Annotated in this window: 25 protein-coding genes and 2 pseudogenes; 21 read left to right on the forward strand and 6 right to left on the reverse strand. The window is 61.7% G+C overall.

The window, feature by feature from the left end:
- Positions 1–47: 47 nt before the first annotated feature.
- The 3 genes from AB7M33_RS23030 to AB7M33_RS23040 form a co-directional block, all read right to left on the reverse strand.
- Positions 48–2,486, reverse strand: a complete 2,439-nt coding sequence (locus AB7M33_RS23030; RefSeq protein WP_454243704.1) for a TonB-dependent receptor plug domain-containing protein — start codon at positions 2,484–2,486, stop codon at positions 48–50.
- 177 nt (positions 2,487–2,663) lie between these two features.
- The gene (locus tag AB7M33_RS23035; protein WP_454243705.1) at positions 2,664–3,632 is read right to left on the reverse strand and encodes an ABC transporter substrate-binding protein; all 969 of its coding nucleotides are present in this window, start codon (positions 3,630–3,632) and stop codon (positions 2,664–2,666) included.
- Positions 3,633–3,642: 10 nt separating this feature from the next.
- Positions 3,643–4,467 carry a class II aldolase/adducin family protein gene (locus tag AB7M33_RS23040; RefSeq protein WP_454243706.1) on the reverse strand — a complete coding sequence of 275 codons (825 nt, stop codon included), beginning with the start codon at positions 4,465–4,467 and terminating at the stop codon, positions 3,643–3,645.
- Positions 4,468–4,970: 503 nt separating this feature from the next.
- Between AB7M33_RS23040 and codB the strand changes: the two genes are divergently transcribed.
- From codB to AB7M33_RS23085, 9 genes are all read left to right on the forward strand, one after another.
- The gene (gene codB, locus AB7M33_RS23045) at positions 4,971–6,236 is read left to right on the forward strand and encodes a cytosine permease (RefSeq protein WP_454243707.1); all 1,266 of its coding nucleotides are present in this window, start codon (positions 4,971–4,973) and stop codon (positions 6,234–6,236) included.
- Positions 6,233–7,450 carry a PucR family transcriptional regulator gene (locus AB7M33_RS23050; protein ID WP_454243708.1) on the forward strand — a complete coding sequence of 406 codons (1,218 nt, stop codon included), beginning with the start codon at positions 6,233–6,235 and terminating at the stop codon, positions 7,448–7,450. Before codB ends, AB7M33_RS23050 begins: the two co-directional genes overlap by 4 nt.
- A gap of 4 nt (positions 7,451–7,454) precedes the next feature.
- The gene (gene codA, locus AB7M33_RS23055; RefSeq protein ID WP_275744336.1) at positions 7,455–8,696 is read left to right on the forward strand and encodes a cytosine deaminase; all 1,242 of its coding nucleotides are present in this window, start codon (positions 7,455–7,457) and stop codon (positions 8,694–8,696) included.
- A 232-nt stretch (positions 8,697–8,928) separates the two neighbouring features.
- Positions 8,929–9,906 (forward strand): DNA-binding protein, encoded by a 978-nt coding sequence (locus AB7M33_RS23060; RefSeq protein WP_454243709.1) that lies wholly within the window; start codon positions 8,929–8,931, stop codon positions 9,904–9,906.
- A gap of 74 nt (positions 9,907–9,980) precedes the next feature.
- Positions 9,981–10,253 carry a CopG family ribbon-helix-helix protein gene (locus AB7M33_RS23065; RefSeq protein ID WP_027593190.1) on the forward strand — a complete coding sequence of 91 codons (273 nt, stop codon included), beginning with the start codon at positions 9,981–9,983 and terminating at the stop codon, positions 10,251–10,253.
- On the forward strand, positions 10,253–10,528 hold the full coding sequence (locus AB7M33_RS23070) for a type II toxin-antitoxin system RelE/ParE family toxin (RefSeq protein WP_454243710.1): 276 nt from the start codon (positions 10,253–10,255) through the stop codon (positions 10,526–10,528). Before AB7M33_RS23065 ends, AB7M33_RS23070 begins: the two co-directional genes overlap by 1 nt.
- A gap of 172 nt (positions 10,529–10,700) precedes the next feature.
- Positions 10,701–10,943 (forward strand): hypothetical protein, encoded by a 243-nt coding sequence (locus tag AB7M33_RS23075; protein ID WP_099429376.1) that lies wholly within the window; start codon positions 10,701–10,703, stop codon positions 10,941–10,943.
- Complete coding sequence (gene xth / locus AB7M33_RS23080) at positions 10,940–11,734, forward strand: exodeoxyribonuclease III (RefSeq protein WP_265967533.1); 795 nt, start codon at positions 10,940–10,942, stop codon at positions 11,732–11,734. Before AB7M33_RS23075 ends, xth begins: the two co-directional genes overlap by 4 nt.
- Before the next feature lie 43 nt (positions 11,735–11,777).
- Positions 11,778–13,346 carry a sensor domain-containing diguanylate cyclase gene (locus AB7M33_RS23085; RefSeq protein ID WP_454243711.1) on the forward strand — a complete coding sequence of 523 codons (1,569 nt, stop codon included), beginning with the start codon at positions 11,778–11,780 and terminating at the stop codon, positions 13,344–13,346.
- A 33-nt stretch (positions 13,347–13,379) separates the two neighbouring features.
- Here the strand turns inward: AB7M33_RS23085 and AB7M33_RS23090 are convergent, their stop codons facing one another.
- Together AB7M33_RS23090 and AB7M33_RS23095 are read right to left on the reverse strand one after the other, a co-directional pair.
- Positions 13,380–13,886 (reverse strand): GNAT family N-acetyltransferase, encoded by a 507-nt coding sequence (locus tag AB7M33_RS23090; protein WP_454243712.1) that lies wholly within the window; start codon positions 13,884–13,886, stop codon positions 13,380–13,382.
- Between the two features lie 34 nt (positions 13,887–13,920).
- Positions 13,921–14,634: an MgtC/SapB family protein gene (locus tag AB7M33_RS23095; RefSeq protein ID WP_099429372.1), complete on the reverse strand. Its 714-nt coding sequence runs from the start codon at positions 14,632–14,634 to the stop codon at positions 13,921–13,923.
- Positions 14,635–15,049: 415 nt separating this feature from the next.
- Between AB7M33_RS23095 and AB7M33_RS23100 the strand changes: the two genes are divergently transcribed.
- Entirely contained in the window at positions 15,050–15,517 is a 468-nt protein-coding gene (locus AB7M33_RS23100) for a sterol desaturase family protein (RefSeq protein ID WP_027593197.1), read from the forward strand.
- Positions 15,518–15,529: 12 nt separating this feature from the next.
- Here the strand turns inward: AB7M33_RS23100 and AB7M33_RS23105 are convergent, their stop codons facing one another.
- Complete coding sequence (locus AB7M33_RS23105) at positions 15,530–16,429, reverse strand: bile acid:sodium symporter family protein (RefSeq protein WP_027593198.1); 900 nt, start codon at positions 16,427–16,429, stop codon at positions 15,530–15,532.
- A gap of 197 nt (positions 16,430–16,626) precedes the next feature.
- Between AB7M33_RS23105 and AB7M33_RS23110 the strand changes: the two genes are divergently transcribed.
- The 11 genes and pseudogenes from AB7M33_RS23110 to AB7M33_RS23160 all read left to right on the forward strand — a co-directional run bounded on the left by AB7M33_RS23110 (position 16,627) and on the right by AB7M33_RS23160 (position 26,405).
- The gene (locus AB7M33_RS23110) at positions 16,627–17,508 is read left to right on the forward strand and encodes a Dyp-type peroxidase (RefSeq protein ID WP_085272827.1); all 882 of its coding nucleotides are present in this window, start codon (positions 16,627–16,629) and stop codon (positions 17,506–17,508) included.
- Between the two features lie 88 nt (positions 17,509–17,596).
- Positions 17,597–18,505 carry an aldo/keto reductase gene (locus AB7M33_RS23115; protein WP_454243713.1) on the forward strand — a complete coding sequence of 303 codons (909 nt, stop codon included), beginning with the start codon at positions 17,597–17,599 and terminating at the stop codon, positions 18,503–18,505.
- A gap of 4 nt (positions 18,506–18,509) precedes the next feature.
- The gene (locus tag AB7M33_RS23120) at positions 18,510–19,793 is read left to right on the forward strand and encodes an NTP/NDP exchange transporter (protein WP_099429368.1); all 1,284 of its coding nucleotides are present in this window, start codon (positions 18,510–18,512) and stop codon (positions 19,791–19,793) included.
- A 223-nt stretch (positions 19,794–20,016) separates the two neighbouring features.
- A pseudogene (locus AB7M33_RS23125) lies at positions 20,017–20,136 on the forward strand (general stress protein); the annotation flags it as partial.
- A gap of 67 nt (positions 20,137–20,203) precedes the next feature.
- Positions 20,204–21,538: an iron-containing redox enzyme family protein gene (locus AB7M33_RS23130; RefSeq protein ID WP_454243714.1), complete on the forward strand. Its 1,335-nt coding sequence runs from the start codon at positions 20,204–20,206 to the stop codon at positions 21,536–21,538.
- Positions 21,538–22,491 (forward strand): methyltransferase, encoded by a 954-nt coding sequence (locus AB7M33_RS23135; protein WP_454243715.1) that lies wholly within the window; start codon positions 21,538–21,540, stop codon positions 22,489–22,491. Before AB7M33_RS23130 ends, AB7M33_RS23135 begins: the two co-directional genes overlap by 1 nt.
- A 6-nt stretch (positions 22,492–22,497) precedes the next feature.
- The gene (locus AB7M33_RS23140) at positions 22,498–23,649 is read left to right on the forward strand and encodes a carboxylate-amine ligase (RefSeq protein WP_454243716.1); all 1,152 of its coding nucleotides are present in this window, start codon (positions 22,498–22,500) and stop codon (positions 23,647–23,649) included.
- A 46-nt stretch (positions 23,650–23,695) separates the two neighbouring features.
- Entirely contained in the window at positions 23,696–24,277 is a 582-nt protein-coding gene (locus AB7M33_RS23145) for a phosphorylase family protein (protein ID WP_027593205.1), read from the forward strand.
- A 111-nt stretch (positions 24,278–24,388) separates the two neighbouring features.
- Positions 24,389–25,231, forward strand: coding sequence for a non-homologous end joining protein Ku (ku, locus tag AB7M33_RS23150; RefSeq protein ID WP_454243717.1), 843 nt, complete (start codon positions 24,389–24,391; stop codon positions 25,229–25,231).
- Positions 25,232–25,322: 91 nt separating this feature from the next.
- Positions 25,323–25,429 (forward strand): annotated as a pseudogene (locus AB7M33_RS23155) (IS5/IS1182 family transposase); the annotation flags it as partial.
- 190 nt (positions 25,430–25,619) lie between these two features.
- Positions 25,620–26,405: an RHS repeat-associated core domain-containing protein gene (locus AB7M33_RS23160; protein WP_454243718.1), complete on the forward strand. Its 786-nt coding sequence runs from the start codon at positions 25,620–25,622 to the stop codon at positions 26,403–26,405.
- Positions 26,406–26,454 lie beyond the last annotated feature (49 nt).

Raw genomic sequence — 26,454 nt, forward strand, 5'->3', positions numbered from 1 at the left:
TGCTTCTCCTGGCGCCCGCCACACACGGCGGGCGCTGTGTGGGTGGGTCAGAAGTTGTAGGCGATGCGCGTGTACCAGAAGCCACCGTAAGGGTCGAACGGCGAAATGGCACCGAACTTGGGGAAGCCATTGGTATCGCCGGCGGGGTAGCCATTGTTGTCGGCACGCACGTCGAACAGGTTGTTGGCACCCACGGCGACATCGAAGTGGTCGGTCAGGGCGTAGGCGACTTCCAGGTCGGTCAGCCACTTGGCGCCGTAGGTCACGTCATAATCGGGGTTGGCGTCGCGGGCGATGACTTTGTCGTAGCGGGTCAGGCCGGCGTTGATGGTGAAGCGCTCGATCTGCCAGTTGGCGCTGAGGATCAGCTTGGTCTTGGGGTTGGCCACGGTCAGGTAACCCTGGGCGACGCGGTCGAACAGTTCGAGGTTGTTGCCTGCGGCGCGCAGCGATGCCGGTGTCTGCTTGATGTCGTCAATGATGGTCTTGTTGTAGTTGACCCCCAGGCCGTACTTGACCCGGCCAAAGCGCCCGTAGTCGACGCGGTAGTCGGCCACTAGGTCGACGCCACGGGTGGTGGTGTCAGCTGCGTTGGTGAAGTACTTGACGCGGTAGCCTGGCTTGTAGCCGTTGGCGACCAGTTGCTGATCGACGCCGTTGCCATAAAGGAAGCCCGTCAAGGCAATGCGGTCGCGGATTTCGATCTGGTAGGCATCCAGGGTCACGCTGGCCTGCGGCAAGGGTTGCCAGGTCAGGCCGAGGCTGATGTTGCGTGACTTTTCCGGGCTGAGGTCTTCGGCGCCCAGGGCTTTGGCCAACGGCGAATCCACCCGTACGGTCTTGGCTTCGACGAACTGCGCCACACCGTCGACGGTGGTGTACTGGTTGGCGGTCTGGGCGTAGACCGACTGCGACAGCGACGGGGCGCGAAAGCCGTTGCTGAGGGTGCCGCGCAGGGCAAAGGTTGGGGTGAAGTCGTAACGTGCGGAAAACTTGCCGCTGCGGGTATTGCCGCTGCTGTCATCGTATTTTTCGAAGCGCGCGGCCACGCCGAGCCAGAGTTTTTCCGTCGGGTTCAGGCCCAGGTCGAGGTAGCTGGCGTAGCTGTTGCGGCTGAGTTGGCCTTCATCCTCCGGGGTCAGGGTAATGGCGCCTTGGGCGCCCACCGCTGCCGGTTGGCCGGCCAAGGGGCCGCTGGGGTAGAAGTAGCCGCCGTTGATGTACGAGAGCGGGTCGTCGGACTCGGTCTTGTAACGTTCGTGGCGGTGTTCCAGGCCCCAGGAAACCTGCAAGGGCTTGGCCAGGCCAACCTCGAAGGCGCGGGTCAGGTCGAGGTTGTTGGTCCACTGGTCGAAGGTATTGGTATAGGTGTCGAAGCGGGTCGGGCTGGTCGGGCCGAGCGAGGCGTTGAGGGTTTCGTCGGCACCGGCTTGGCCTTTGTCGCGGCCGAAGGTGGAGCTCAGGTCCCAGTGCCATTCGGCGAATTCACCCTTGCCACCGGCGGCTGCCTGGTAGTCGGTTTCTTCCAGGGTGTAGAAGGGGGCAGTGCCGTCCGGGTAGATCTCAGGGATGATGTTGGTGGAATTGGGCCGGCGGTAGTTTTGCCCGCCGCGGGCATCACGCTTGCTGAAGGTCGAGAAGGAATACAGGGTCAGTGCGTCGCTCACCGGCAGTTCGGCGTTATACGACAGGTTGATGGCCTTGATCTTGGGCAGGCCGTTTTTTTGCACTTCGCGGTCGGCGGTGTCGTTGCGGGGGTCGCCGGCGAAATACAGGTTGCCGGTGGCGGCGCGTGAGCGGGTGGCGGTCTGGACCGACTTGGCGTCCAACGCATAGTTGAAGAAGCCGCCGTTGTCGCCCAGGGCCAGGCCCTGGTTGAGGGTTTGGCGCAGGTTACCGCCGTCGCCGTCCTCATAGTATTGGCCGTACTGGGTGCTGGCCGATCCGCCGTTGTCGTGCTGCTTGAGGATGATGTTGATCACCCCGGCGATGGCGTCGGAGCCGTACTGCGCCGAGGCGCCGTCGCGCAGTACTTCGACGTGGTCGATGGCACTGATGGGGATCATGTCCAGGTCCACCGGGTTGGTCCCGTAGGCGGCGGTGGAGTCGAGGTTGATCACTGCGCTGTTGTGGCGGCGCTTGCCGTTGACCAGCACCAGTACGTTGGAGCCGTTAAGCCCGCGCAAGCTATAGGGCCGGGCGATGCTGTCATTGGACGAGCCGGAAGGGCGCTGGGAAAACGATGGCAGCGTTTTCTGCAGGGCACCGCGCAGGCTGGACTCGCCGGTTTGCTCCAGTTGCTTGCTGTCGATGACGTCGATCGGTGCCGGGCTGCTGGTGACGGTACGCACTTCGCTGCCCCGCGAGCCGGTGACGATCACCGTGTCGAGGGCGGCATCATCCTCCGCTGCCATGGCCAGGGGGGTGAGCAGGTAGCCAGCGAATACGGCGGGTGCCAGCGTTAAAGGGGTAAACACAGACTTCATGACTGTTCCTTGGGTTCGATTGGCAGATCAGGCCCTGGATGTGCGATCGAACGGGCTCTCATAAGGTGTTTCACGCAGTGCAGGCGCAGCCTGGCCCGCAGGAGGTCCGGTGCTCCCGTGGCTGAGGTGCCTGTGAATCGTCCGGCGCGCGCCGGTACGGTGTGCCGCGGCGGGTCTCTAGCCGCTGAGCAAGGGGGTAAAGCGGTCGTCCCAGAAGCCCCGCACATCCAGTGCCTGGCGGATCAGCCCACTGTCGTGGAACAGGTCGGCGATGTGTTGCTGGGCAACGATGTCTGCCTCGCTGACGGGCAATAGCCGACAGGGCTGCTGACGTTGCGCGAACTGTTGCAAATAGAGGTCGCTGGAAATCCCGGTAAGGGCTTGGTTACGTGCAGCCCATTCATGGGGGTTGTGCTCGACCCAGTCCCAAGTGGCTTTTTCGCGCTGCAAAAAGTCGCGAATGGCGGCCTGTTTGCCCGGCTGCTGCAACGCCTGGGAGGTGGTTGCAATCAGGTAGTTGCCGCAGTGATAGGGGCTGGCGTCGGCCAGCGCCACGCCATCCATGGCCGTCTGCGCTTGCAGGGCACCGATACCGCCGGCGACGATGGCGTCCAGGTGGCCGTTTTGAAATGCCACCAGCGCATCCCGGGCAGGCATGGGCCTGGCCTGGATATCGGCAAGGGTCAGGCCGTTGTCGCGCAGCAGGTTGAGTATCAGGTAGTGGGTGTCGGTGGCGCGGACGAAGCTCACGCGCTTGCCCTTGAGGTCAGCGATGGAGGCGATGCCGCTGCCACGTTTGACGATCACACTGCTGCGGTTCTGCTCGCCCTGGTAGCTGGCGATCAACACCAGCGGGTTACCGGCCACGCTGGCGAACAGCGGCAACACCGGGCTCATGAAGGCGTAGTCGAGGCTGTTGCTGGCAAAGGCTTCCAGCACCATGGCGCCCCCGGGCACGTCTACCCAGTGCAGCGGGTAGGGTGTTTGCGCTTGGCCCGCGTCGGCGAGAAAACTCGCGGCCTGGCCCTTGTAGCGCCAAACCCGCAAGGCTTCATTGGCGCGTGCCAGGGCGGGGGCCAAGCCTACGGCCAGCCCGGCAATGGCGCTGTGGCGTAGGAAGGTGCGGCGGCTGATGCTGATTGCCATGGGGTGCGCCTCAGTCCAACAGGTCGGGTTGTTGCTGGACGATGCGGTCCCACAGCGGCAGGAAGTTTAGCCAACCGAACAGCTCGCGCTGGGCAGGGTCGACTTGGGCTTCGTCCAGGTCCGGGATACGCGGTTGGCCGGCAGCGTAAGCCAGCAGGTGGGCGCGGGCGCTGTCGTCGGCGAGGATGAAGCGCCAGGCGGCGCTTTCCACAGTCTGGCCCGTGGTCCACAGGCCGTGGTTCTGCCAGACCAGCAGGTTGTTGTCGGCGAAGGTTTCGACGAACGCTTGTGCCACTTGGTCGCGGTCTTGCAGCAGGCCGCCTTCGGGCGTGCGCAGGGCGTGGCGGTCGAACAGCACCTGCTCACCGGCGAAGGCAGACGACTCTGCAGTGATGGGCTGGAACAAACGCCCCAGCGCTGACCAGACCCGCCCATGGAAGCCATGCAGATGCGCAATACCCACCACGTCAGGCCGGGCGCGTTGCAACGCATAATGCAGCTCAAGGGCGCTGGTATTAAGCAGGCCGTCACCTTCGACCACCTGGCCTTCGCCGTTTACCCGCAACAGGTCACGGGTGCGGATGTGCGAGAACGGCACACCCAAGGGGTTGATCCAGTAGTGGTCGGTCTCGATCGGGTCGCGTGCCGTGAAATGGCCGGCCAAGCCTACTTCAAAGCCCAGTTCGGCGAACAGCCGATAGGACGCTGCAAGGCGCTGCTTGCGGTGCAGGCGCTCGGCGAACGGGTCGCTGAAAGCGGGTGGAACGGTGATTTGCAGGCGATTATCACGGTTGGGCAGGCGGGCGACACTGTGGCGCGCAGCAGGTTGGCTCATGGCAGTACCTCACGGAGGAAATGATCGTTTGCCGATCATCCGTTCTGCCATGTCCGCCGTTTCAAGGGCAGGGCTCGCAGGTGGATGAATCGGGGCCTCCACCATGCGAGGGGTCGGGTCTGAGGGGACTGTAGCAAGGGGGTAGGGGCGGGAAGAAATACTGTTTTGATCTATTTTTATTATTATTTTTACGAATAAAAATTAGCGCTGATATTTGAATAATGCATTTAAGGCGTGTGCTTGCCCGTGACGCTGGGGCCTTGCGGGCTAAAGCCCTGGCTGAAGCATGGGTGAAAACTACTCAGCGCTGTTCACCTTTGGTGCGTAAATGCCTCAAATCAAGGCAGCTGGCACACATCATCTCGCCTCATTCGATGCTTAAATGTGCAGAGTGCACAGTATTGTCTGTGCTGTTCGCCCGTTGCGCTTCGGTTTCCAGCCCTTGTAAAACCGGCCCGCATATTGCTCTTCCTGCTCCCGTCTACCACCCGGAGCCCCGTGCAATGAGCTCACCAACCGAATTCCCGCTTTGCGAAGCCCCGCAGTCGTCCCGCAAGGGCCTGCTACCGATAGCGATGGTGCTGTTCAGCTTCACATTCTTCACTGGCACGATGTTCGCCGGTGGCAAATTGGGCATGGCCTTCAACTTCGTCGACATGCTGTGGGTTGCCACGGTCGGCAACACGCTGTTGGCGTTATACGCCGCAACCCTGGCGTTCATCGCGTCACGCAGTGGGCTGAATACGGTGTTGATGGGCCGCTTCTGTTTCGGTGAAGCGGGCAGCCGACTTTCCGACTTCTTGCTGGGGTTCGCTGAACTGGGCTGGTACGCCTGGGGCACCGCGACCGTAGCGATCGTGCTGGTCAAATTGTTGGGCCTGGCGGGCGGTTTCACTGTGCCGCTGATGGTGCTGTTCGGCCTGGGCTTCAGTATTACGGCCATTATCGGCTTCAAAGGGCTGGACCTGTTGTCGCGGGTATCAGTGCCCTTGATGTTCTTGCTATTGCTGGTGTCGATGTACATCGCCACTCACGATGCCGGTGGCTTTGCTGGCCTTACCGCGGTGGTGCCACACGAGACCATGACCTTTTCGGCGGCCGTGACCATGGTCTTCGGCACCTTCGCCAGCGGCGCCACCCAGGCCACCAACTGGACACGCCTGGCACGCAGCGGGCGGGTGGCGGTGGTTGCCAGCATCGTTGCGTTTCTGCTGGGCAACGGCCTGATGGTGGTTGCCGGTGCCTGGTGCGCGATGGTGTATCAGCAGGCCGACATCGTCGAGGTGATGATGCTGCAGGGCCTGTCGTTCGCGGCGGTGGTGATGCTCTGCCTGAACCTTTGGACCATCCAGGGCCCGACCATCTATAACGTGTCGGCAGCTGCCTGCCACCTGCTGCGCAGTGAGCGGCGGCGGACCGCGACGCTGGTGGCGGCAGGGGTGGGCATTGTGCTGGCGATTGGCGGCATGTACGAATTGCTGATTCCGTTTCTGGTGCTGTTGGGTTCGGTCATCCCGCCAGTAGGTGGGGTGATCATGGCCGATTTCTGGTATCGCCACCGTGGCCAGTATCCCGCATTGGCCACAGCCACCCTGCCACGTTACAACCTGAGGGGGCTTTGTGCTTATGCCGTCGGCGCAGTACTGGCGTATGCCTCGCCGTGGGTTGCGCCGTTGGTAGGTATTGCTGCCTCGGCGCTGTGCTACATCCTCTTGCTTGAACTGAGCGGCCGACGCCGGGTGGTGGGCGAGGCCGGTGTCGAGCCGTGAGCCTGGCACTGGAAGACATTCTGCACCTGCCTGGCTTGCAGGAGATGACCGTGCGCGCAGGCGCACGCAACCTGCAGCGTCGGGTGCGCTGGCCTTACGTCGCAGAGAACGAGGGCATCGCCGAGTGGGTGATGGGCGGCGAACTGGTGTTCGTCACCGGCATCAACCACCCGCGTGGCGAGGCCAACCTGCTGAGCCTGGTGGAAGACGGCGAGGCCGTGGGTATTGCCGGCTTGGTGATCCTCACTGGCGGCACTTTCATCCAGGCTATCCCGCCAGCGGTGGTTGCCCGCGCCGAGCAACTGGGCTTGCCGTTGATCGAGCAGCCCTATGCGCTGAAAATGGTCGTGGTCACCCACCTGATCGGCACGGCCCTGGTGCAGATGACCCAGGTGCGGCGCTCGCGCAACGACATCCTTGGGCAGCTGTTGACCGGCGACTACCCAAGCCTGGCCATCGCCCGGCAACGGGCAACGCACCTGGCCCTGGCGCTGGACGAGCCGCGACGCCTGCTGGCGCTGCGTTTGTCGGGCGTCGATGGCGTATTCGAGCGCCATGGGCTGGCCCAAGGCGAGCGCTTGTGGCAAGGCATTCGCCAAGCCCTTGAAGACCAGCTCGAGGCCTGGTGCCGGAGCCGGCCGGGCACCGTGACGGCCCACTTGCCGGGCGACCTGTTCGTACTGTTGCTGCCCAATGCACTGGGCTTGCCTGCTACGCTGGCCGCGCTGCACCGGCAATTGGCGGGCGTGGCAGGGGAGCTGGGCCTCTATATGGGGCTGTCGAGCCTCGCGGAAGATTGCGCGCACTACCGCCGCGCGCTCAACGAGGCCCGCCAGGCCCTGGAAGTGGCGCAAAACCTGCGTCCCACCAATGGCTATTGCGATTTCAGCGAGCTGGGCGTGCTGCGCTTGTTGCAAGGGATCGTCGATCGGTCGTTGATCGACGACTTCGTCGCCCAGACACTAGGGCCGCTGATCGCGCCCGGCCGCAAGCACCCGAATACACTGGTGCATACCCTCGATGGCTTGCTCAAGGAAAACGGCAACGGCCTGAAGGCCGCGCAACGCTTGGGGCTGCACCGCAATACCATCAATCAACGCATTCAACGCATCGAACACCTGAGCGGGCAGTCGCTGGACGACCCGCTTTTCCGTATGAATGCTTCGGTCGCCATGCTGGTGTGGCGCATGACCGAAGCCCAAGGCAAGGAGTAACGCCATGAACATCATCAACGCAAAACTGCGAGGCAAGGCTGGCCTGTTTCGCATCGAACTGAACGGTGACCGCATCGCCAGCATCACGCCACAGGCCCACCCGGTGGCACCAGGCGGCGCTGATGACCTGGATGCCAAACAGAACCTGGTGGTTGCTCCCTTTGTCGAGCCGCACATTCACCTGGATGCCACCCTGACGGCCGGCGAGCCGAAGTGGAACATGAGCGGCACGTTGTTCGAAGGCATCGAACGCTGGGCCGAGCGCAAGGAAATCACCACCCACGAAGACATCAAGGGCCGCGCCAAGAAGACCATCAATATGCTGGTGGACCACGGCATCCAGCATGTGCGCACCCATGTCGACGTCACCGACCCCAAGCTCACTGCCCTCAAGGCCATGGTCGAAGTGCGTGAGGAGGTGCGCCATTTGGTCGACCTGCAGATCGTCGCCTTCCCGCAGGAGGGCATCGAGTCGTACGCCAACGGCCGGGCGCTGATGACCGAAGCCGTGGCCATCGGCGCCGACGTGGTCGGCGGCATTCCGCATTTCGAAAACACCCGCGACCAGGGCGTGTCGTCGGTCAAGTTCCTGATGGACCTGGCCGAGCGAACCGGCTGCCTGGTGGACGTGCACTGCGACGAAACCGACGACCCGCAGTCGCGCTTTCTCGAAGTGCTGGCCGAAGAAGCGCGGGTGCGCGACATGGGCGCCCGGGTCACGGCCAGCCACACCGTGGCCATGGGCTCCTACGATAACGCCTACTGCTACAAGCTGTTCCGTTTGCTCAAGTTGTCGGGCATCAACTTCGTCTCGTGCCCGACCGAGAGCATTCACCTGCAAGGGCGCTTCGACAGCTACCCCAAGCGCCGCGGCGTGACCCGCGTGGCGGAGATCGACCGGGCAGGTATGAACGTGTGCTTTGGCCAGGACTCGATCGTCGACCCGTGGTACCCGTTGGGCAATGGCAACATCTTGCGCATTCTTGAGGCCGGGCTGCACATCTGCCACATGCTCGGCTATGAAGACTTGCAACGCTGCCTGGACCTGATCACCGACAACAGCGCCCGCACGCTCAACCTGGGGGAGCGTTATGGCATCGAGGTGGGGCGGCCGGCGAACCTGCTGCTGCTGTCGGCGCCGGATGACTACGAGATGGTGCGCAGCCAGGGGCATGCGCTGGTGTCGGTGCGCAACGGCAAGGTGCTGATGCGGCGCACGCCGGCGCAGGTCGAACGCCTGGCCTGACACCGCTGCACGCTTCAAATGCAACGCCCCGCTGGCTTTTGCCAGGCGGGGCGTTTTGCTTTCTGCGCTTCGTGTACGCGTTTCCTAGTCAAAAACCGCTTATTCAGCCCTTCACATGCGATAAGCCGTGATTATTCCATGTTAGATAGCACTTGAATTAGAGGTGCTGACCGGTCAAAATTAGTACGTAATTACATATTACGTATTCCAGTACAAAATCGTAGGAGCACGCATGGCCCGGGGCGGTATCAACAAGGTGGTAGTGCAGCAAGCGCGTCAGGCGCTGATCGCCCGCGGGGAGAACCCCAGCATCGATGCGGTACGTATCGAGCTGGGCAACACCGGCTCGAAAAGCACGATTCATCGCTACTTGAAGGAGCTCAATGGCCAGCAAACCGTGGCCACGGCGGGCGCCCCTGGGTTGAGCGATACGCTTGGGCGGTTTGTCGGGCAGTTGGCAACACAGCTGCAGGAAGAGGCGGATATACGCATCGAAGAGGCCGAAAGCGTTTTCACCCAGCAACGCGAACAGCTCGAAGCACAATTGCAGCTGGCCCAAGAAGCGCTGGCTGCGGCGCATCAACAGCAAAAGATCCAAGACGCGGCACTGGCTGCCGAATCGGAGAAACTGCTTTCCACGCAAAGCACCTTGCAGGCTGAGCAACTGCGCAGTGCCAGCCTCAACCAGTCATTGGGCGAGCTGCAATTGCGCCTGAACGACAAGGAAGAGCAGGTGCGGTCACTCGAAGACAAACACCGCCACGCCCGCGATGCCCTGGAACACTACCGCAGCGCCAGCCGCGAACAGCGCGAGCAGGACCAGCGCCGCCACGAGGCGCAACTGCAACAGCTGCAAGTAGAAGTAAGGCAACTGCAGCAGGGCATGATGGTCAAGCAGGACGAACTGACCCGCCTGCACCGTGATAACGAGCGCTTGCTCGGCGAGCATCGCCAGGCCACCAACGAACGCAAGGCACGTGACGAACTGCTTGAACAGCGGGACGCGCAGATTCAGGGCCTGCGAACGATTTTGGCTCAAGCCCAAGGGGCGACCGAGGAAATGCGGCGGCAGTTGGATGTGCAAACGCAAAACCTGGAAGACAAGCGCGAGCTGTATGCCGAACAGGTGCGCCAAGTGCAGCGTCTGGAGGATGAGCTGCTAGAGCGCGATGAGGCATTGAGCGCTTGTCGAGCGCAGTTGAGCACCTGAAAGTGCTCTTGACGGCACTTGATTACTCACTATGATTAACTTTGAATCACGTAATGTTCAGGAGCAACCCTATCATGGCAACTGCCGCGAAAACCCGTACTGTCACAGCTCATGTCCCTGAGCAACTCGCCCAAAAAGTCGATTTAATGGCAGAGCGTCTTGAGCGCTCCAAAAATTGGATAGTCAAGCAGGCCCTGTCCGCCTGGATAGACCAAGAAGAAGAGCGTAGCCGCCTGACCCGAGAGGCCTTGGCTGATGTTGACGCGGGTAGCGTGATTGACCACCAAGCTGTGCAGGCCTGGGCTGACAGCCTCAGCACCGATACTCCGTTGCCGGTACCGCGCTGATGGTGTTGAAGTGGACAAGCAAGGCGCTGTCCGACATTGCCAGGCTGTACGAGTTTCTTGCATCTGTGAATCAACCTGCCGCTGCACGCACGGTTCAGCAACTTACAGCAGCGCCGACCACGTTGATCGCCAACCCGCGCATTGGTGAACGTCTAGAAGAGTTCGAGCCCCGGGATGTGCGCCGAATTCAGATAGGTCATTACGAAATGCGCTACGAGATCGTGGACTCCACTATTTACCTGCTGCGACTGTGGCACACCCGTGAGGAGCGATAGTAGCGCTGAGCGCAGAAGTCCGTAGTAGTCACATTATCGACGCTTTGCCACAGCTTTTTCTCCACGGTAGTTGTTCAGCACCGCCTTTCTGTCCTCTGCTTTCTCAGCGTGGTTGAACGTTGGCCAAGACCTGCGCTCACACATTCAAAGCGGGTAGCGAGGAGCCACGTACATGAGCATCGAACGCAGCATTCCCGAGCTTGAGGCCTGGTACGCGCAGTACGACGACATCAGTTACCGCCGCGAATCGCCAGATGCCTATCATCATGAACTGGTGCGCACCGCCGAAGCCCTGCGTGATGACGGCGCCATCGACTGGGATGACTGGTTGCAGCTGAAGGCCTTGGCCGACCAGGCGCACATCAACGCGCTCGAAGATGCAGTACAGGCGCATGTCGACGACCCTGACGCATGAAAGCGCTAAAGATCGCCACCTTCAATATCAACGGCATTCGCAGCCGATTGCCGGCATTGATCGCCTGGCTAGAGCGAGAGAAGCCTGACATTGCCTGCCTGCAAGAGCTGAAAGCGCCCGACCAGCAGTTCCCGCGTGAAGCGCTTGAAGCAGTGGGCTACGGGTGTTTGTACCAAGGGCAGCCTTCGTGGAACGGCGTTGCCATTCTCGCGCGTGGCAGTGAGCCACTCGAAGTGCGCCGCGGCCTACCCGGCATGGAGGATGACGCCCAGAGCCGCTACCTGGAGGCAGCCGTGCAGGGGCTGATCATCGGCTGCCTCTACCTGCCCAACGGCAACCCGCAACCCGGGCCTAAGTTCGACTACAAACTGCGCTGGTTCCACTGCCTGATCGACCATGCGGCCAGTTTGCAAAAGAGCGGGCACCCGGCAGTGTTAGCCGGCGATTTCAACGTCGTCCCCACCGATTTCGACATCTATAACCCGCGCTCCTGGCTCAAGGACGCGCTGCTGCAACCTGAGACCCGCGATTGCTACCAGCGTTTGCTCAACCAGGGCTGGACAGATGCGCTGCGCCACCTGCACCCTGACGAGCGGGTTTATACCTTCTGGGACTATTTTCGCAATCACTGGCAGCGTAACGCCGGGTTGCGTATCGATCATGTGTTGCTCAACCCTGAGCTTGCGCCTTACCTCAAGACCGCAGGCGTGGATGCCTGGGTACGCAACGAACCCAAGGCCAGCGACCATGCACCGGTGTGGATCGAGCTGGCTTCGCGTAAGCAGCGCTGAACTATAGTCATAAGCGGCGAACGCGAGACGACAAGGGAATAGGATGTGCGCAGCCAGGAAACAGGATGACGATGGGCACCTCGCGGTAGCGGGCGAGGGCCGCGCCGTGGCATTGTTCCGCCAGGTCCTGGCATTCATGGTGGTGGTGATGCTGGCCTTCGTGATGGTGGAAGGTTGGCGTATCTGGCGTGATTACCGTCACGCGTTCAGCAATGCCGAAAACATGGTGACCAACCTGGCTCGGGCGACGGCGCAACACGCCGAGGACGCCATTCGCCAAGTGGATGTCGTCAGCGCGTCCTTGGCCGAGCGCCTGGAGGGCGATGGTTTCGAGCATATGAACCGCCCGCGCCTGCAGGCGTTGCTCGCGCGACAAAAAGCGCTCATGCCGCAGCTGCACGGGCTGTTCGTGTATGGCGCGGATGGCCGCTGGCTGGTTACCGACCAGGCGACCCTACCGCCCAACCTCAACAATGCTGACCGCGACTATTTCGTTTACCACCGTAATCATCGTGACCGGCAGGTACGCATCGGTTCGGTGGTGCGCAGCCGCTCGACCGGCGACTTGATCATTCCCATCTCGCGGCGCCTGGAATACCCCGACGGGCATTTTGCCGGGGTGCTGTTGGGCACGATCAAAGTGGACTGGTTCGTGCGCTATTACGGCGATTTCAAGATCGACGAGCGTGGCGCGCTGGTACTGGCCAAGCGTGACGGCACGATTCTGGTCCGTCGCCCGTTCGTTTCGAGGGTCGTTGGGCGCACATTGGCCAAAAGCGAAGTCTTTCGCAACCACTTGCCCTATGCCGATGAAGGGCTGGTCGAGGCAGTGGCGGTAGTCGATGGCACACCTCGCCTATATGCCTACCGGGCGCTGTCGAGTTACCCGTTGGTGGTAGAGGCTGGCCTGTCGCGGGAATCCATTGTCGCGCCCTGGCGGCACGACGCGATCAAATCAGTGGCCGTATTGTTGCTGTTGTTGGTGGGGTTGGCAGCGTTCGGCGGGGTAGTGTTGCGCCAACTGCGCGAACGCATTGTGATAGAGCGCGCACTGCACCAGGCGCACCAGACGCTGAAATCCCTGGCCTTGACCGACAGCCTGACCGGCCTTGGCAACCGCCGCCGGCTGGATGCGGTGTTCGAGCCCGAGGTGCGGCGGGCTCGACGGCAAGGTTACCCAGTAGCGCTGGTGATGCTCGACCTCGACTACTTCAAGGCTTACAACGACCGTTACGGGCACCTTGCCGGCGACCAATGCCTGCAGCGTTTCGCCGAGCTGCTGCAACAGGCTTTGAAGCGCCCGGCAGACCTGGCGGTGCGCTTTGGTGGCGAGGAGTTCACGCTATTAATGCCCGACACCGATGCGCCGGGTGCCGAGCTTGTCGTGCAGGAAATACAGCATATGCTGCGTCGCCATGTGATCGAGCATGGCGGCAGCCCATTGGGGCGGGTGTCGTTCAGTGCCGGAATCGCGATCGGCGACCCAGCTCGGCAAACCATGACGCCCGAGCGACTGATGGCGGCGGCAGATAGCGCGTTGTACCAGGCCAAGGGGCAGGGGCGGGACGGTTACTGCGTGGCGAACAATGCCGCGGCAGGTGTAGACCCATGATCGCCCATTAAGGGCGAGCAAGGCAGGCGCTGTTCAACCGATGCTCATGCGCATTGCACAACGCCCGACAAACCCGTGGGCACGCTCGTTGGCCAGGATGTTACCCAGCCGCGAGCACAGCAGGCCTTCATCAATAGTTTCAAACCCAAAGCGTGCATAGAAAGGTGCATTCCAGGGCACGTCGACAAAGGTGGTCAAGGTCAGTTCCCGAACGCCTGCTGCTTGCGCCGCATCGACCAGTTGATTCAGCAGCAGGCGCCCGATCCCTTGCCCTTGAGCCTCCCGGCGCACGGAAATTTCATGAATGTGCAATGCCTGTTGCTCCCGCCGTGCACACACAAAGCCCAGGACCTGCCCGGCGTCACCCTCCGCCAGCCAGCTTGCGCCTGCATCGACGAATCCTTGATGCGCTGTGCTGTCCAGCACATCACCTTGTGCTAGCCACGCCAGCGCCGGCAGTTGGGTGAAGGCCTGAGCGGCTGACCGCTCGACCTCGGCCAGCCAGGGGATATCGCGGGTGAGGGTAGGGCGTATATGCACAGTCGGGTCCTGCAAACCGTGGGATGGGTGGGCGTCAGTCTGCCGCCACCTCTTGCGGCTGCAACTGCCAGCGCACCGAGCTTACACCTTTTTCCAGGCTCACCCGGCTGACCAGCCGTTCCAGCTGCGCCGGTGCCTGCGGGTTGCCCAGCAGTTCGGCGCGTACTTCGAGGCGCGCCGGGTTGGGCAAGTCCTCGCTGTGCAGCGATTGCAGGCGCAGCTCCGGGTCGCCGAGGCTGTGCAGCATCAGGCTGCGAACCTGGATTTCATCCTCGGCACGGCACACAACCCGCACTTCGAAACGCTGCTCCACTTCAGTGGCCGGGACAATGTCCTGGCGGTCCAGGCGCTGGGCGATATCGCGCAGCAGGATGTTGGCGCACAACACGGCCAGGCTGCCCAGTGTCGCTTCCAGCAGCAGCCCAAGGCTGCACAATACGCCAACGGCGGCCGTGCACCACAGCGTGGCGGCAGTGTTCAGGCCGCGCACGTTGAAACCGTCGCGCATGATCACGCCGCCCCCGAGAAAGCCGATCCCCGACACCACATAAGCGGCCACGCGCGAGGCATCGTTAGGGGCCATGCCCGGTACGGCCTGGGTCATCAGTACGAACAGGCAAGCGCCGGTACTGACCAGCGCATTGGTACGCAAGCCCGTGAGGCGTTGACGCAGTTGACGCTCGGCGCCGATCAGGGCACCCAGCAGCAGGGCGATGCTGACGCGCAGCAGAAAGACTTTCCAATCCATAGCAAACCTCTTCCACGGGCACACGCCCGCATGAACGCCACCTGGTGTTGGCGTGGTTGAATAACCAGAAAATGCGCAGGACCACAGAAGGGAAGAAAAGAGGAAGGCTGCAGCCACGGGGGCTGAAGAAATCCACCATCAAGCCATGACGGCGAGACAGTGGCAGGGCACTGCCGGACTAGCTCGCCAAGTGGGCCTGTCGCAAGCGACTGGGGCTACTGTCCAATGCAGGACTCCTGTTTGGGGATGCGAAATTGCGTCGCGGACCTTACGCCCCGAGATAGGCGAGGTCAAGGGTAAAAACATGACAAGGGCTTCATCAGGAAAGTGCCTACAGCCCGTCACACCTGCATGGAAAAATAGGCGGGTAGTCGGTAACCTTGCGCCTTCCCTTGCGATCACCCGGACCCGTTACATGCTGTTCAATCTCGCCGTGCTGCTCGGCACACTGGTGGCCATGGAGGGTGTCGGCACACTGGCGCACAAGTACATCATGCATGGCTGGGGCTGGTGGCTGCACCGCTCGCACCATGAGCCACACCTGGGCATGCTCGAGACCAATGACATTTACCTGCTTGCGCTGGGGCTGATCGCCGCCGGCCTGGTGGCGCTGGGTAAAGCCGGGTACGCCCCCTTGCAGTGGGTGGGTGGGGGCGTGGCGGGGTACGGCCTGTTGTATGTGCTGGCCCACGACGGCTTCTTTCATCGCCACTGGCCGAAAAAACCGCGGCCAGTCAGCCGCTACCTCAAGCGCCTGCATCGCGCCCACCGGCTTCACCATGCGGTCAAAGGCCGGCAAGGCAGCGTGTCGTTCGGCTTTTTCTACGCTCCGCCCCTTGCAGTGCTCAAGCGCCAGTTGCGCGACCGACGCGAGCGGCCCTGACCGTCACTGCGGTCAGTTGACCGCGTTGCCCTCAGCCTCAACGGTTTCTGCCACGTGCCCGCGGCTCACCCACCAGCCAAACCCTGCCGCCGTGAAGAACATGATCAGGCTGTAAAGCGCTGCCGGCACCGCCATGGTGGCGTTGTTCAGCAACGAAGGGCTCAAGGCCAGCGCGATCGCCAGGGTACCGTTGTGGATGCCGATTTCCATGCCGATAGCGATGGCCTGGCGCTTGGGAATCTTCAACAGCCGGGGCACCCAGTAACCTACGGCCAGGCTCAGCACGTTGAACAACAGGGCAGCCAGGCCTACCACGGGGGCGTACTCGACCACCGTCTGCCAGTCTTTGGCCAGCGCGAGGATGATGGTGAAGGCCAGAAACAGCGCCGCCACCAGCTTCATCGGCTTTTCCATGCGTGCGGCAAAGCGCGGGGCAAAGTGGCGGATCAACATGCCCAGCGCCACCGGCAGCAGGACAATCGCGAACACCTGCAACACCTTGGCAAACTGCAGCGGGATGGCCTGGTCCGAGGCCATGAACCAGCCCAGCGACAAGTTCACCAGCAGCGGCATGGTGAGGATCGCAATCAACGAGTTGACCGCCGTCAAGGTGATGTTCAATGCCACATCGCCGTGGGCCAGGTGGCTGAACAGATTGGCCGTGGTCCCCCCCGGCGAGGCCGCCAGCAGCATCAGCCCCACCGCCAGGGCGGACTCCAGGCCAAAGCCGTTGGCGATCAGGAAGCACACCAGCGGCAGCAACAGGATCTGGCAGACCAGGCCAATCACCACAGGCTTGGGGTATTTCACCACACGGGCGAAATCGGCCAGGGTCAGCGACAGCCCGAGGCCGAGCATGATGATGCCCAGGGCCAGGGGCAGAAATGCAGTGAGCAGGGGCGAGGCAGTCATGAAGGGGCTCTCGGATCAGGGAGTCGCACAAAGGATTCCGAGGAGTGTAGGTGGCACTGTAGTGATAGCTAATTGCAAAGCGCCACCTCTTGGTAACCTTTTGTTACCGAGTGCACCGTGCGCAGCGTCTGCATGCCGCGTTGCGATGGGCGTCCCGGCGCAGTAGCATGCGCGCTTTTACCGAGGATTAGCCTGTCATGCCGTTTCAGCAAGGTCTGCTTGCCACGCCGGTGCCGGCCCATGCCCGCCACCTGTTCTTCACGCTGCACTCGCCCGAAGCGCTGCCCGCCGCACTCGACGCCTTGCTGCCGCAGGTCGACGGCCAACAGTTGATCCTGGGCGTCGGCGCGACCCTGGCCAAGGCCCTGGGCCGTGACGTGCCGGGTTTGCGTGCCTTCCCGCTGCTGGACGCCGCCGTGGAGAACCCCAGCACCCAGCACGCCTTGTGGCTGTGGCTGCGGGGTAACGAGCGTGGCGACCTGCTGCTGCGGGCCCAGGCCCTGGAACACGCGCTGGCACCGGCGTTGCGCCTGGCAGACAGCGTCGATGGCTTTTTGCACCGGGGTGGCCACGACCTGACCGGCTATGAAGACGGCACCGAGAACCCGGTGGACGAAGACGCCGTGCAAGCCGCCATCGTTGACGACGCGCCCCCTGGCCTCAACGGTTCCAGCTTTGCCGCGTTCCAACTGTGGAAGCATGACTTGGAGTACTTCAAGTCGCTGCCCCAGGCGGACCAGGACAACATCATCGGCCGCCGCCTCAGCGACAACGAAGAGCTTGACGACGCTCCGGCGTCCGCGCACGTCAAACGTACCGCCCAGGAAAGCTTCGAACCTGAGGCGTTCATGGTCCGTCGCTCGGTCGCCTGGGCTGACGCCCGCGGTGCTGGCCTTGCCTTCGTGGCGCTGGGCCACAGCTTCGATGCCTTCGAAGTGCAACTGCGGCGCATGAGCGGCCTGGAAGACGGCATCATCGACGGCCTCTACCGTTTCAGCCGGCCACTGACCGGTGGTTATTACTGGTGCCCGCCGATGGGTGAAACCGGCCTGGACCTGCGCCTGCTGTTGCAGGCCTGATCGCTAACATCCAGATACAGAATCACTCGCCGAGGCGGGGTAGAGCGGCTAGCCTTGAAAGTTTCCGGTTCATGACGGGGGCTTTTCCATGTATGCACGTCGTGATGTCCTACGCGCCGGTGCAGCCTTGGGGTTGCTGGCCGCAAGCCCTTGGCTGCACGCTGGGGCGGCGAGTGGCCTGCTGACGCGCACTATCCCTTCCACCGGCGAGGCTTTGCCGGTCATCGGTGCCGGTACCTCTGGCAGTTTCGAGGTCGAGGCCGGCTCGCCTCAGTACCAACAGCTCGGCGCGGTGCTCAGGGCCTTCTTCGAAGGTGGCGGCAGGGTCATCGACACCTCGCCCAACTACGGGGGGGCCGACAGCATTCTGGGCCAGTTGCTGGAAGAGGGGGGCTGGCACAAGCAGTGCTTTCTAGCCACCAAGATCGCCGCCAACAGCCAGGCCGACGCACAAGCGCAGTGGCAAGGCAGCCTGCGCAGCTTGCGCACCGACAAAGTCGACTTGCTGCAGATCCACAACCTGCGCGATTGGCAGACCCAACTGCCTTACGCCCGTGAACTAAAGCAGCAAGGCAAGACCCGCTACGTCGGCATCACCCATTACCTGAACAGCGGCCAGGATGAAGTGGCCAGGATCGTACGTAGCGAACCGCTCGACTTCATTCAGATCAACTACTCGGTCAACGCCCCACAGGCCGCGCGTGAGCTGCTGCCATTGTGCCAAGACAAGGGCGTCGCGGTGCTGATCAACCGGGCGTTCGATGACGGCCGGCTGTTTGCCCGGGTCAAGGACCAACCGTTGCCTGGCTGGGCGTCGGAAGTAGGTATCGGCAGCTGGGCACAGCTGTTTCTGAAGTTCGCCATCAGCCACTCGGCAGTGACCACGGTCATTCCCGCCACCAGCCGCCCTGATCGCCAGCTCGATCAGCTCAAGGCCGGGCATACGCCATTGCTCAGCCAGGCGCAGCAACAGGCGCTGATCGAACAGTTCGGCTGACACCATGCAAGGCTGGCGGCGGCGTCTGGACCAAGGGCTGAACATACAACCGGGTGAAGGGCCGGCGGTGGTTGCCGGGTTGTTGTTGTTCTACTTGCTGTTCACCGGCTACTTCATGCTGCGCCCGGTGCGCGAGACCATGGGTGTGGCCGGTGGCGTGGATAACCTGCAGTGGCTGTTCACCGGCACCTTCGTCGCCACCCTGGCATGTCTGCCGCTGTTCGGCTGGCTGGCATCCAAGGTGCGGCGGCGGCAAATCCTGCCCTGGACCTACGGGTTCTTCACCAGCAACCTGTTGCTGTTCGCGGTGCTGTTTTCCCGGGCCCCGGACGATGTATGGACTGCGCGCGCGTTCTATATCTGGCTGTCGGTGTTCAACTTGCTGACCATTTCACTGGCCTGGAGCGTGCTTGCCGACCTGTTTGCCACCGAACAAGGCAAACGGTTGTTTGGCCTGCTGGCATCAGGTGCCAGCCTGGGCGGCCTCTGCGGGCCGATCCTGGGTACCTTGCTGGTGGGCCCGCTGGGGCATGCAGGCCTGTTAGTACTGGCCGGGCTATGTTTGCTAGGCAGCACCGGCGCTGCCTTGTTTTTGCAGCGCTGGCGAGACCGTCATCCGCTGCCGGCCCATCTGCAGCGCTCGACGTCCAAGCCGTTGGGTGGCAACCCGTTCGCGGGGGCTACCGCCGTGCTGCGCGCTCCTTACCTGTTGGGCATCGCGCTGTTCGTGGTGCTGCTGGCCAGTGTCAGCACGTTCCTGTACTTCGAACAGGCGCGCATCGTCAGCGAGACCTTCACCGACCGCACCCGGCAAACCCAGGTGTTCGGCCTGATCGACACCGTGGTCCAGGCCTTGGCGATTCTCACGCAGGTGTTTCTGACGGGGCGGCTAGCGCGAAGGATGGGCGTGGGCATATTGCTGGTGGCGGTGCCGTTGATCATGGCCGCAGGCTTTGTCTGGCTGGCAGTTGCCCCGGTGTTCGCCGCCTTCGTGGTGGTGATGGTGGTGCGCCGGGCCGGTGAATATGCGCTGGTCCGGCCGGGACGGGAGATGCTCTTCACCGTTTTGTCGGCAGAAGACAAGTACAAAGCCAAGAACTTCATCGACACCGTGGTCTACCGCGGCGGTGACGCCCTCAGCGGCTGGCTCAAGAGGGCACTGGATGTGATCGCGGAGCACCCGCAGTTGGCGATGCTGATTGGCGCGGCGATCGCGTTGGGCTGGGCCGGCACCGGCGCCTGGCTGGGTCGCCGCCAGGCGCGGCTCGATGCACCCGATGCCGAGTGAGGCGGGCGGTCGCTTGGCGCACCAAATACGTAACCTTCCCTTATTTAACGCCACCGGTCCGAACGTGCGGCAATAAAACGAATCCCTCGATATCGCCGAACTCCGAAGCTATGTACGGCCCAGCGCCGTGCATCCTGAAGTCATACGAGGCTTGAAGACCATGGCTAACAAAGAGAACAGCCGCACCGGCACCCAAGGCAAGGAAGGCAGCCAAGGCGGCAGCAAGAACCCAGGCAACTTCGCCAACGACCGTGAAAAAGCGTCCGAAGCCGGGCGTAAAGGCGGCCAGTCTTCGGGGGGCAACATGCCTCACGACACCAGCCGCAAAGGCGGTCGTTCGTAACCGTCGTTTGTAACCGAGGGATCCGCAGTGCCAGGGCGACCTGGCACTGCATTCAGAGGCGCACGGCATGACGGTGATGACCTGCAAGACCGTTACTCATGAAAGGTCTATGACCGCAAGCCATAGCCTGCAGCACCGGTACCAGACCCTATTGCAAGGCCACGACGCCACCAGCGCGGCGTGGCTTAATGAACAGATCGCCCGCGTCGAGCAGTCCTCCGACGACCTGCCGGCCAACCCTTCACAGCTGCCTGCCTGGAGCGCGCAGCATGCCGCTGAGGTGGCCAAGGCCTATGCCGAATACCTCCAGCAGCGCCATCAAGGTGGGCCACGCCAGTTTTTCAGCAACCGCGCCCATGCGTTGTGGTTCCTCCAGCAAATTGCGCCGACCAAGGCCGTGGACGGGGCCTGGTTGCACGGCACGCTGCAGCATTGGCAAGACCCGCGTTACCACGGGCTGATCCGCACCTACCTGGAAGAGCTGGGCAATGGCGACCCACGCTGTAACCATGTGTTGATCTACCAACGGCTGCTCAGCCGCCTCGGCTGCCTGGAACTGCCGCCACTGGATCACGACCGTTATCTGCAAGGTGCCGTGCAACTGGCCTTGGGGCAGAACTGCGACGAATTTCTGCCCGAAGTGCTGGGCTACAACCTTGGCTACGAACAACCGCCGCTGCATTTGCTGATCACCACCTACGAGCTGGCGGAGCTGGGTATCGATGGCCACTACTTCCAGTTGCACGTGACCATCGACAACGCTGCCAGTGGTCACGCGCAGTTGTCTATCCAGGCGTTGCACCAACTGTGCCCCGCAGAAGACCCACAGGCGTTCTATCAGCGGGTGCGGCGGGGTTACCGCCTGAACGACCTGGGCATCTCGGCTGCCACCCTGGTCAGCCAGTTTGACCTCCAAGCGCAGCTGTTTGCGGCTTTGGAGTGCAAGCGCCAGTATGGTCAGTTCATGCACTCCGATCATTGCCGCTTGCAGCAACGCACCATTAATCAATGGCTAGCCGAGCCTGGGGCCATCCCGGCCTTTGTCAGTGCCCTGCAGGCCCAGGGCTGGATTCGCCGCGGCGAGGACCCGGCGAACAGTCGCTGGTGGAAGCTGATCGAAGGGCCAACGGCGGCCATGTTCGGGGTGTTCACGGCGTACGAAAAACAATTGTGGCATGACTGGATCGCCGACGACTGGCAGGCCACAACCCGCCGCGTCGTGCCTGGCAGTTGGGACACACCTTCAGCTTTGAGCGAAGTACCGAACGCCAGCATTGCCCCAGAAGCGCTTGCTACCCTTATGGAGCGGATGTCCGGTAACCGTCACGCGTTGCCGGAAGGTTTGCAGGCTACTCAAGCCTTCGTCCGCGCAACCGGCCTGATTCAAGAGGGATGCCATTGATGGTGCTCGACTCGTCTCAAGGCCAGGCAGACGAGGCCTTGCTGCAATTAGGCAAGCGCCTGCGTGCCGAAGGCTACCGCTTTACCTGCGTCAGCCCAGCCACCCATGCCCGCAACAATGCCCGCGATGCCGCCAGGCAGGCGACGAACGTGCGCGACGTGTTCGGCTGGAGCCGCCCCTTCGCGCCTTCGCTGATGCCTGCTGACCTACTACACCAGCTGGAGCGCGCGCAGGTGCTGACGCGATGCGGCGAGCTGATGGCCAGCACGGTGCGCTGGTCAAGCCTGGACGACCTACTGCTGGTCCATTCGGCTTACCCGACCCACGCCAGTGACGCAGTTTTCTTCGGCCCCGACAGTTACCGCTTTGCCCAGGTCATCCACGATCACCTGCAACACCGCTTGTCTCGGGTGGAGCATGCGGTCGACATCGGTTGCGGTACCGGCGTGGGCGCCTTGATCATCGCGCGCGCCGCCCAGCATGCGCAGGTCAGCGCGGTGGACATCAATCCGCTTGCGCTACGCTATACCGCCATCAATGCCGCATTGGCGGGTATCAACAACGTGTCGGTGGCCGCCAGTGACCTGCTCGATGGCATAACCGGGCCTTTCGACCTGATTGTCGCCAATCCCCCCTACATGCTCGACCTCAGTGCGCGCACCTACCGCCACGGCGGTGGGGCGCTGGGTGAAGCGCTGTCGCTGCGTATCGTCGAGCAGGCGCTGGAGCGCTTGAGTGCGCGGGGGACCTTGTTGCTCTACACCGGTGTTGCGATCGTCGAAGGCCGCGATGCCTTGCTTGAAGCTGTTCGTTTACGCCTGGCGGGCCCGGAGTGGTCTTGGGTCTACCGGGAAATGGACCCCGATGTGTTCGGCGAACAACTGGCCGAGCCCGGCTATGAACAGGTGGAGCGCATTGCCGCCGTAGCGCTCACTGTCACTCGCAACGGCTGAAGGCCTATGCCGCGGCCTTGTACGTTCGGCATCGAAGAGGAGTATTTGTTGGTGGACCTTGCCACCGGCAAAGTCCCAGCGATGCCGGCGCGCAGTCTGGCAAGGCACTGCCGAGAGGCAGTGGGGCCGTACTTTGTGCAGGAGATGTTCCGCAGCCAGATAGAAGTCGCCTCGCCGGTGTTTTCGAACCTGTACGAGGCTCGGGAATTCTTCGTGCATGCGCGGCAGCGGCTGACCGACGTACTGGCGGCGCAGGGTATGGGCCTGTATGGCGCAGCCAGCCACCCCAATGCACCTTGGTTACGGCATAAGCCGGCAGCCTCGGCACACTACCGCCAGCTGTTCGACGACTACCGGCATGTGGCACGGCGCAGCCTGCTCAACGGGTTGCACGTGCACGTAGGCGTACCGGCTGACTGCGATCGCATGCAACTGATCAATCGCCTGGTGCCCTGGTTGCCGTTGCTACTGGTGCTCAGCACATCGTCACCCTTATGGCTGGGCCAGGCGACCGGCTACATGAGCTACCGGCGGGTCATTTGTGGCGAGTGGCCGCACATGGGGCTGCCAGAGCCATTAGCTGATTGGCCCGCCTACGAGCGCTACCGAGCCTTGCTGCAAAGGACCGGCTCACTGGCAGAAAAGGGTGATTTCTGGTGGGCGATCAGGCCTTCGCAGCGCTTTCCGACAGTCGAGTTGCGTATCTGCGATGGTTGCCCTTGCCTTGAGGACGCATTGAGCATTGCCGGCGTCTTTCGCCACTTGGTCGAGCACAACCTGCAGCCAAGGCATGAACGCACCCCCTTCAACCGCGAGCTGCGCTGGGTCGCACAGGAAAACTACTGGCGAGCCATGCGCTATGGGCGCCATGGCCAATTCATCGGTGCCGATGCGCAGCAGCCGGTCACGGCGCAAGGCTGGCTTGGGCAGTTGCAGGGCCAGTTTCCGGTCGATACTGTCGACGCCGAACGCGCCTTCCAGCATGCCCACGGCATTCTGCGCGAGGGCACCAGCGCGGACCGGCAATTGCACTGCCTGGAGCGCGCTCACGCCGATGGGCAAAGCGCAGCACACGCTTTACAGGCCGTGGTCGAGCAGGTGGTGACGCAAGGACACGCAGCGTTGCCAACGGCTGGGGTTGCAATTAGACAGGGTTGACCGAAAATGGCCGCGCCCTTTGCAGCCACTCGGAACGTCCTGCGCCATGATGCTGATCAAGCAATTTCCCCAGATCACCCCGACCGACACGCTTTTTGTCTTCGCCCTCGAGGCAGAGGCGGGCACTGTGTTTGCCGATGTGAACACCGTGTTCACCGGCATCGGCAAGGTTAATGCCGCCATCGCCCTGACCAAGGCCATTGCCCAGCGCAAGCCCAAGTTGATCGTCAACCTGGGCTCTGCCGGCAGCCAGCGCTATGGCAAGGGCGAGGTGGTGTGCTGTACCCGTTTCGTGCAGCGCGATATGGACGTCACGCCATTGGGCTTCGCCCGCTACGAGACGCCGCTGTCTGACATCCCAGTGCTGCTGGAACACGGCGAGGAAATCCCCGGGCTTGCCCTGGGCACCTGCGGCAGTGGTGACAGTTTCGAGGTCAGCCACGGCGAGGCACCTTACGACATCGTCGACATGGAAGCCTATGTGCTGGCCCTGATCGCTCGTGACGAAGGCATTCCGTTCGTCTGCCTCAAGTACATTTCAGACGATGCCGGCAGCGACGCGGCAGACGACTGGTCGGTGCAGGTGCATCTGGCCGCCGAAGCCTTCAAGCGTGTGCTGTTCAGCTAATCCAACGGCGCTGCCCGCCGCAGGGCAGCCTGACTAAACCTTCCCGTCGCGCCGCAGTCACTTCCAGTAGAAGCCCCGATAGTCGCGGGGCCTGGCGGGAGGTGATTAACGATGGCTAGGGCAATCTGGAAAGGCGCGATCAGCTTTGGGCTGGTGCACATACCTGTCTCGCTCAATACCGCTGTGCGCACCGAGCGGGTGGATTTCGACTGGCTCGACAAACGCAGCATGGAGCCGGTCGGGTACAAGCGGGTCAACAAGGTCACAGGCAAGGAAATCGACAAGGAGCACATCGTCAAAGGTGTGGAGTATGAAAAAGGCCGCTATGTGGTGATCAGCGAGGAGGAGATCCGCACAGCCCGGCCTGAAGCCACCCAGACCATAGATATTTTCTCGTTCGTCGACGCCAGCGAAATCCCCCTTCAGCATTTTGATACCCCGTATTACCTGGCCCCCGACCGCCGTGGCGGCAAGGTTTACGCGCTGCTGCGCGAAACCCTGGCGAGTACCGGCAAGGTGGCCTTGGCCACGGTGGTGTTGCATACCCGTCAGCACCTGACGCTGCTGCGCCCGCTCGACGATGCACTGGTGATGATCACCTTGCGCTGGCCAGAGGAAGTGCGAGGGCTGGAGACGCTGGAGCTGGACAAGAGCGTGACCGACACCAAGGTAGACAAGCGTGAACTGGACATGGCCAAGCGGCTGGTGGAGGACATGAGCGGGCCGTGGCAGCCGGATGAATACCACGATGCGTTCCGCCAGACGATCATGGACCTGGTGGAAGAGAAGGCCAGTAAAGGCAAGATCAGCGTGGTCGAGAAGGGCGAGGGCGGCAGTGCGGAGAAAAGTGCCGACATCATCGACCTTACCGAGTTGCTCAAGCGCAGTTTGGGGGGCAAGGGTGGGGCTACTGGCAAGAAGAAGCCTGCCAAGCGGACCCGCAAGGTTTCTTGATCAGATCTTCCATCTATTTAGCAGCTCTGTGGGAGCGGCCCCAGATTTTCGCCTAGGCTCTGTACAAAAAGCCTTTGATGCTTAAACGCTTGCAACCGCTGTACGCGCAACCCGAGCCTCTGCTGGCGCCGGGAAAAAAGGGGACCTGACGAGCCTGCCGATCACGCTCTAGGCCGCAGTTGCGGTGGCCTGACAACCATAGTGACGCGCTTCGACAAGCACGCGAAAAGTTACGCCGCCATATTCTAACTCCCGCTCACGGCCCGCTAAAAATGGAAAATATCTTCACGCAGAACCATCGCTGACTCGCACCTGATATATTTGCCAGTCGCATATTGTTGGTGAGTGGTTAAAATGAAGGCTCAAACCTTACGACCAGGAGCCACATATGATTTTTTTATTAAGCTACCCCCCCTATGGATGGGGCGGATCTCGGCCTGAATCGTCCATGCTAAAGTTTAATGGAGAAATGCGGGATAAGTTGAGTGACGGCTATCATCTAGGTAAAGGAAAAAGACTTTACTTGCCTACTATCATGCGATTTACAACGCCCGACGATTTTAGCCCATTTTTACGCGGCGGGATAAATTGCTATGCGTATTGCCTAGGAGATCCTGTGAACTATATGGATACCACAGGGAGGGTGCCAACGCTGCAAAACCTGGCGAAGCGTATGTTAAAAGACAACTCGGAATTAATTCCAAGTGACTATTTTACTGTCAAGCAAAAATCTTCGTTTAGATTGGAATCGACACCTGGGGTTGAGGGTGGGCGTATGGAGTACCATCATAAGCTTATACAATATAAATCCGCAGATGAAGTATTAAAATCAAGCCCACATCTAAAAGCCCACGTAAAATTCTACTCACGCATGGAAGCCATTTCGGGCCCTTGGATGCCCCCTGAATCAGGCGCTATTTTATCAAAACATAAGGGAATAGCTACCCGTTTTGATGAGTTTCAGCGTACAGCTCAGCATCCTTCAGGCGAATATTTAGCGCATATACAAAAAGACAGCGTCCTGGTGCGTGTGCAAAGTGTACTTGAGCATGGGTTCAACAACAACTTAGAACTCGAGCCGGGCGATTCTAACAAGCTCATCAGATGGGCAAAATATGTGGATGAAACCAAGCCTAGCAACCCCACAAGGCCGAAGCGCGGGATTTCGATCTAGTGTGGTGTTTCAGAAGTATCATTGAAGATGTTGGTTATGCTCTATAGAC

Source organism: Pseudomonas sp. Y3 TE3536 (genome assembly GCF_053629175.1).

What these genes read in the sequence shown, in the direction of transcription:
- xth (WP_265967533.1), top strand. Translation starts at nt 10,940, where the DNA reads ATGAAAGCGCTAAAGATCGCCACCTTCAATATCAACGGCATTCGCAGC.
- codB (WP_454243707.1), top strand. Translation starts at nt 4,971, where the DNA reads ATGAGCTCACCAACCGAATTCCCGCTTTGCGAAGCCCCGCAGTCGTCC.
- AB7M33_RS23070 (WP_454243710.1), top strand. Translation starts at nt 10,253, where the DNA reads ATGGTGTTGAAGTGGACAAGCAAGGCGCTGTCCGACATTGCCAGGCTG.
- AB7M33_RS23035 (WP_454243705.1), bottom strand. Translation starts at nt 3,632, where the DNA reads ATGGCAATCAGCATCAGCCGCCGCACCTTCCTACGCCACAGCGCCATT.
- AB7M33_RS23060 (WP_454243709.1), top strand. Translation starts at nt 8,929, where the DNA reads ATGGCCCGGGGCGGTATCAACAAGGTGGTAGTGCAGCAAGCGCGTCAG.
- AB7M33_RS23100 (WP_027593197.1), top strand. Translation starts at nt 15,050, where the DNA reads ATGCTGTTCAATCTCGCCGTGCTGCTCGGCACACTGGTGGCCATGGAG.
- AB7M33_RS23110 (WP_085272827.1), top strand. Translation starts at nt 16,627, where the DNA reads ATGCCGTTTCAGCAAGGTCTGCTTGCCACGCCGGTGCCGGCCCATGCC.
- AB7M33_RS23120 (WP_099429368.1), top strand. Translation starts at nt 18,510, where the DNA reads ATGCAAGGCTGGCGGCGGCGTCTGGACCAAGGGCTGAACATACAACCG.
- AB7M33_RS23130 (WP_454243714.1), top strand. Translation starts at nt 20,204, where the DNA reads ATGACGGTGATGACCTGCAAGACCGTTACTCATGAAAGGTCTATGACC.
- AB7M33_RS23065 (WP_027593190.1), top strand. Translation starts at nt 9,981, where the DNA reads ATGGCAACTGCCGCGAAAACCCGTACTGTCACAGCTCATGTCCCTGAG.
- AB7M33_RS23040 (WP_454243706.1), bottom strand. Translation starts at nt 4,467, where the DNA reads ATGAGCCAACCTGCTGCGCGCCACAGTGTCGCCCGCCTGCCCAACCGT.
- AB7M33_RS23105 (WP_027593198.1), bottom strand. Translation starts at nt 16,429, where the DNA reads ATGACTGCCTCGCCCCTGCTCACTGCATTTCTGCCCCTGGCCCTGGGC.
- ku (WP_454243717.1), top strand. Translation starts at nt 24,389, where the DNA reads ATGGCTAGGGCAATCTGGAAAGGCGCGATCAGCTTTGGGCTGGTGCAC.
- codA (WP_275744336.1), top strand. Translation starts at nt 7,455, where the DNA reads ATGAACATCATCAACGCAAAACTGCGAGGCAAGGCTGGCCTGTTTCGC.
- AB7M33_RS23075 (WP_099429376.1), top strand. Translation starts at nt 10,701, where the DNA reads ATGAGCATCGAACGCAGCATTCCCGAGCTTGAGGCCTGGTACGCGCAG.
- AB7M33_RS23140 (WP_454243716.1), top strand. Translation starts at nt 22,498, where the DNA reads ATGCCGCGGCCTTGTACGTTCGGCATCGAAGAGGAGTATTTGTTGGTG.
- AB7M33_RS23030 (WP_454243704.1), bottom strand. Translation starts at nt 2,486, where the DNA reads ATGAAGTCTGTGTTTACCCCTTTAACGCTGGCACCCGCCGTATTCGCT.
- AB7M33_RS23115 (WP_454243713.1), top strand. Translation starts at nt 17,597, where the DNA reads ATGTATGCACGTCGTGATGTCCTACGCGCCGGTGCAGCCTTGGGGTTG.
- AB7M33_RS23095 (WP_099429372.1), bottom strand. Translation starts at nt 14,634, where the DNA reads ATGGATTGGAAAGTCTTTCTGCTGCGCGTCAGCATCGCCCTGCTGCTG.
- AB7M33_RS23135 (WP_454243715.1), top strand. Translation starts at nt 21,538, where the DNA reads ATGGTGCTCGACTCGTCTCAAGGCCAGGCAGACGAGGCCTTGCTGCAA.
- AB7M33_RS23145 (WP_027593205.1), top strand. Translation starts at nt 23,696, where the DNA reads ATGATGCTGATCAAGCAATTTCCCCAGATCACCCCGACCGACACGCTT.
- AB7M33_RS23160 (WP_454243718.1), top strand. Translation starts at nt 25,620, where the DNA reads ATGATTTTTTTATTAAGCTACCCCCCCTATGGATGGGGCGGATCTCGG.
- AB7M33_RS23085 (WP_454243711.1), top strand. Translation starts at nt 11,778, where the DNA reads ATGTGCGCAGCCAGGAAACAGGATGACGATGGGCACCTCGCGGTAGCG.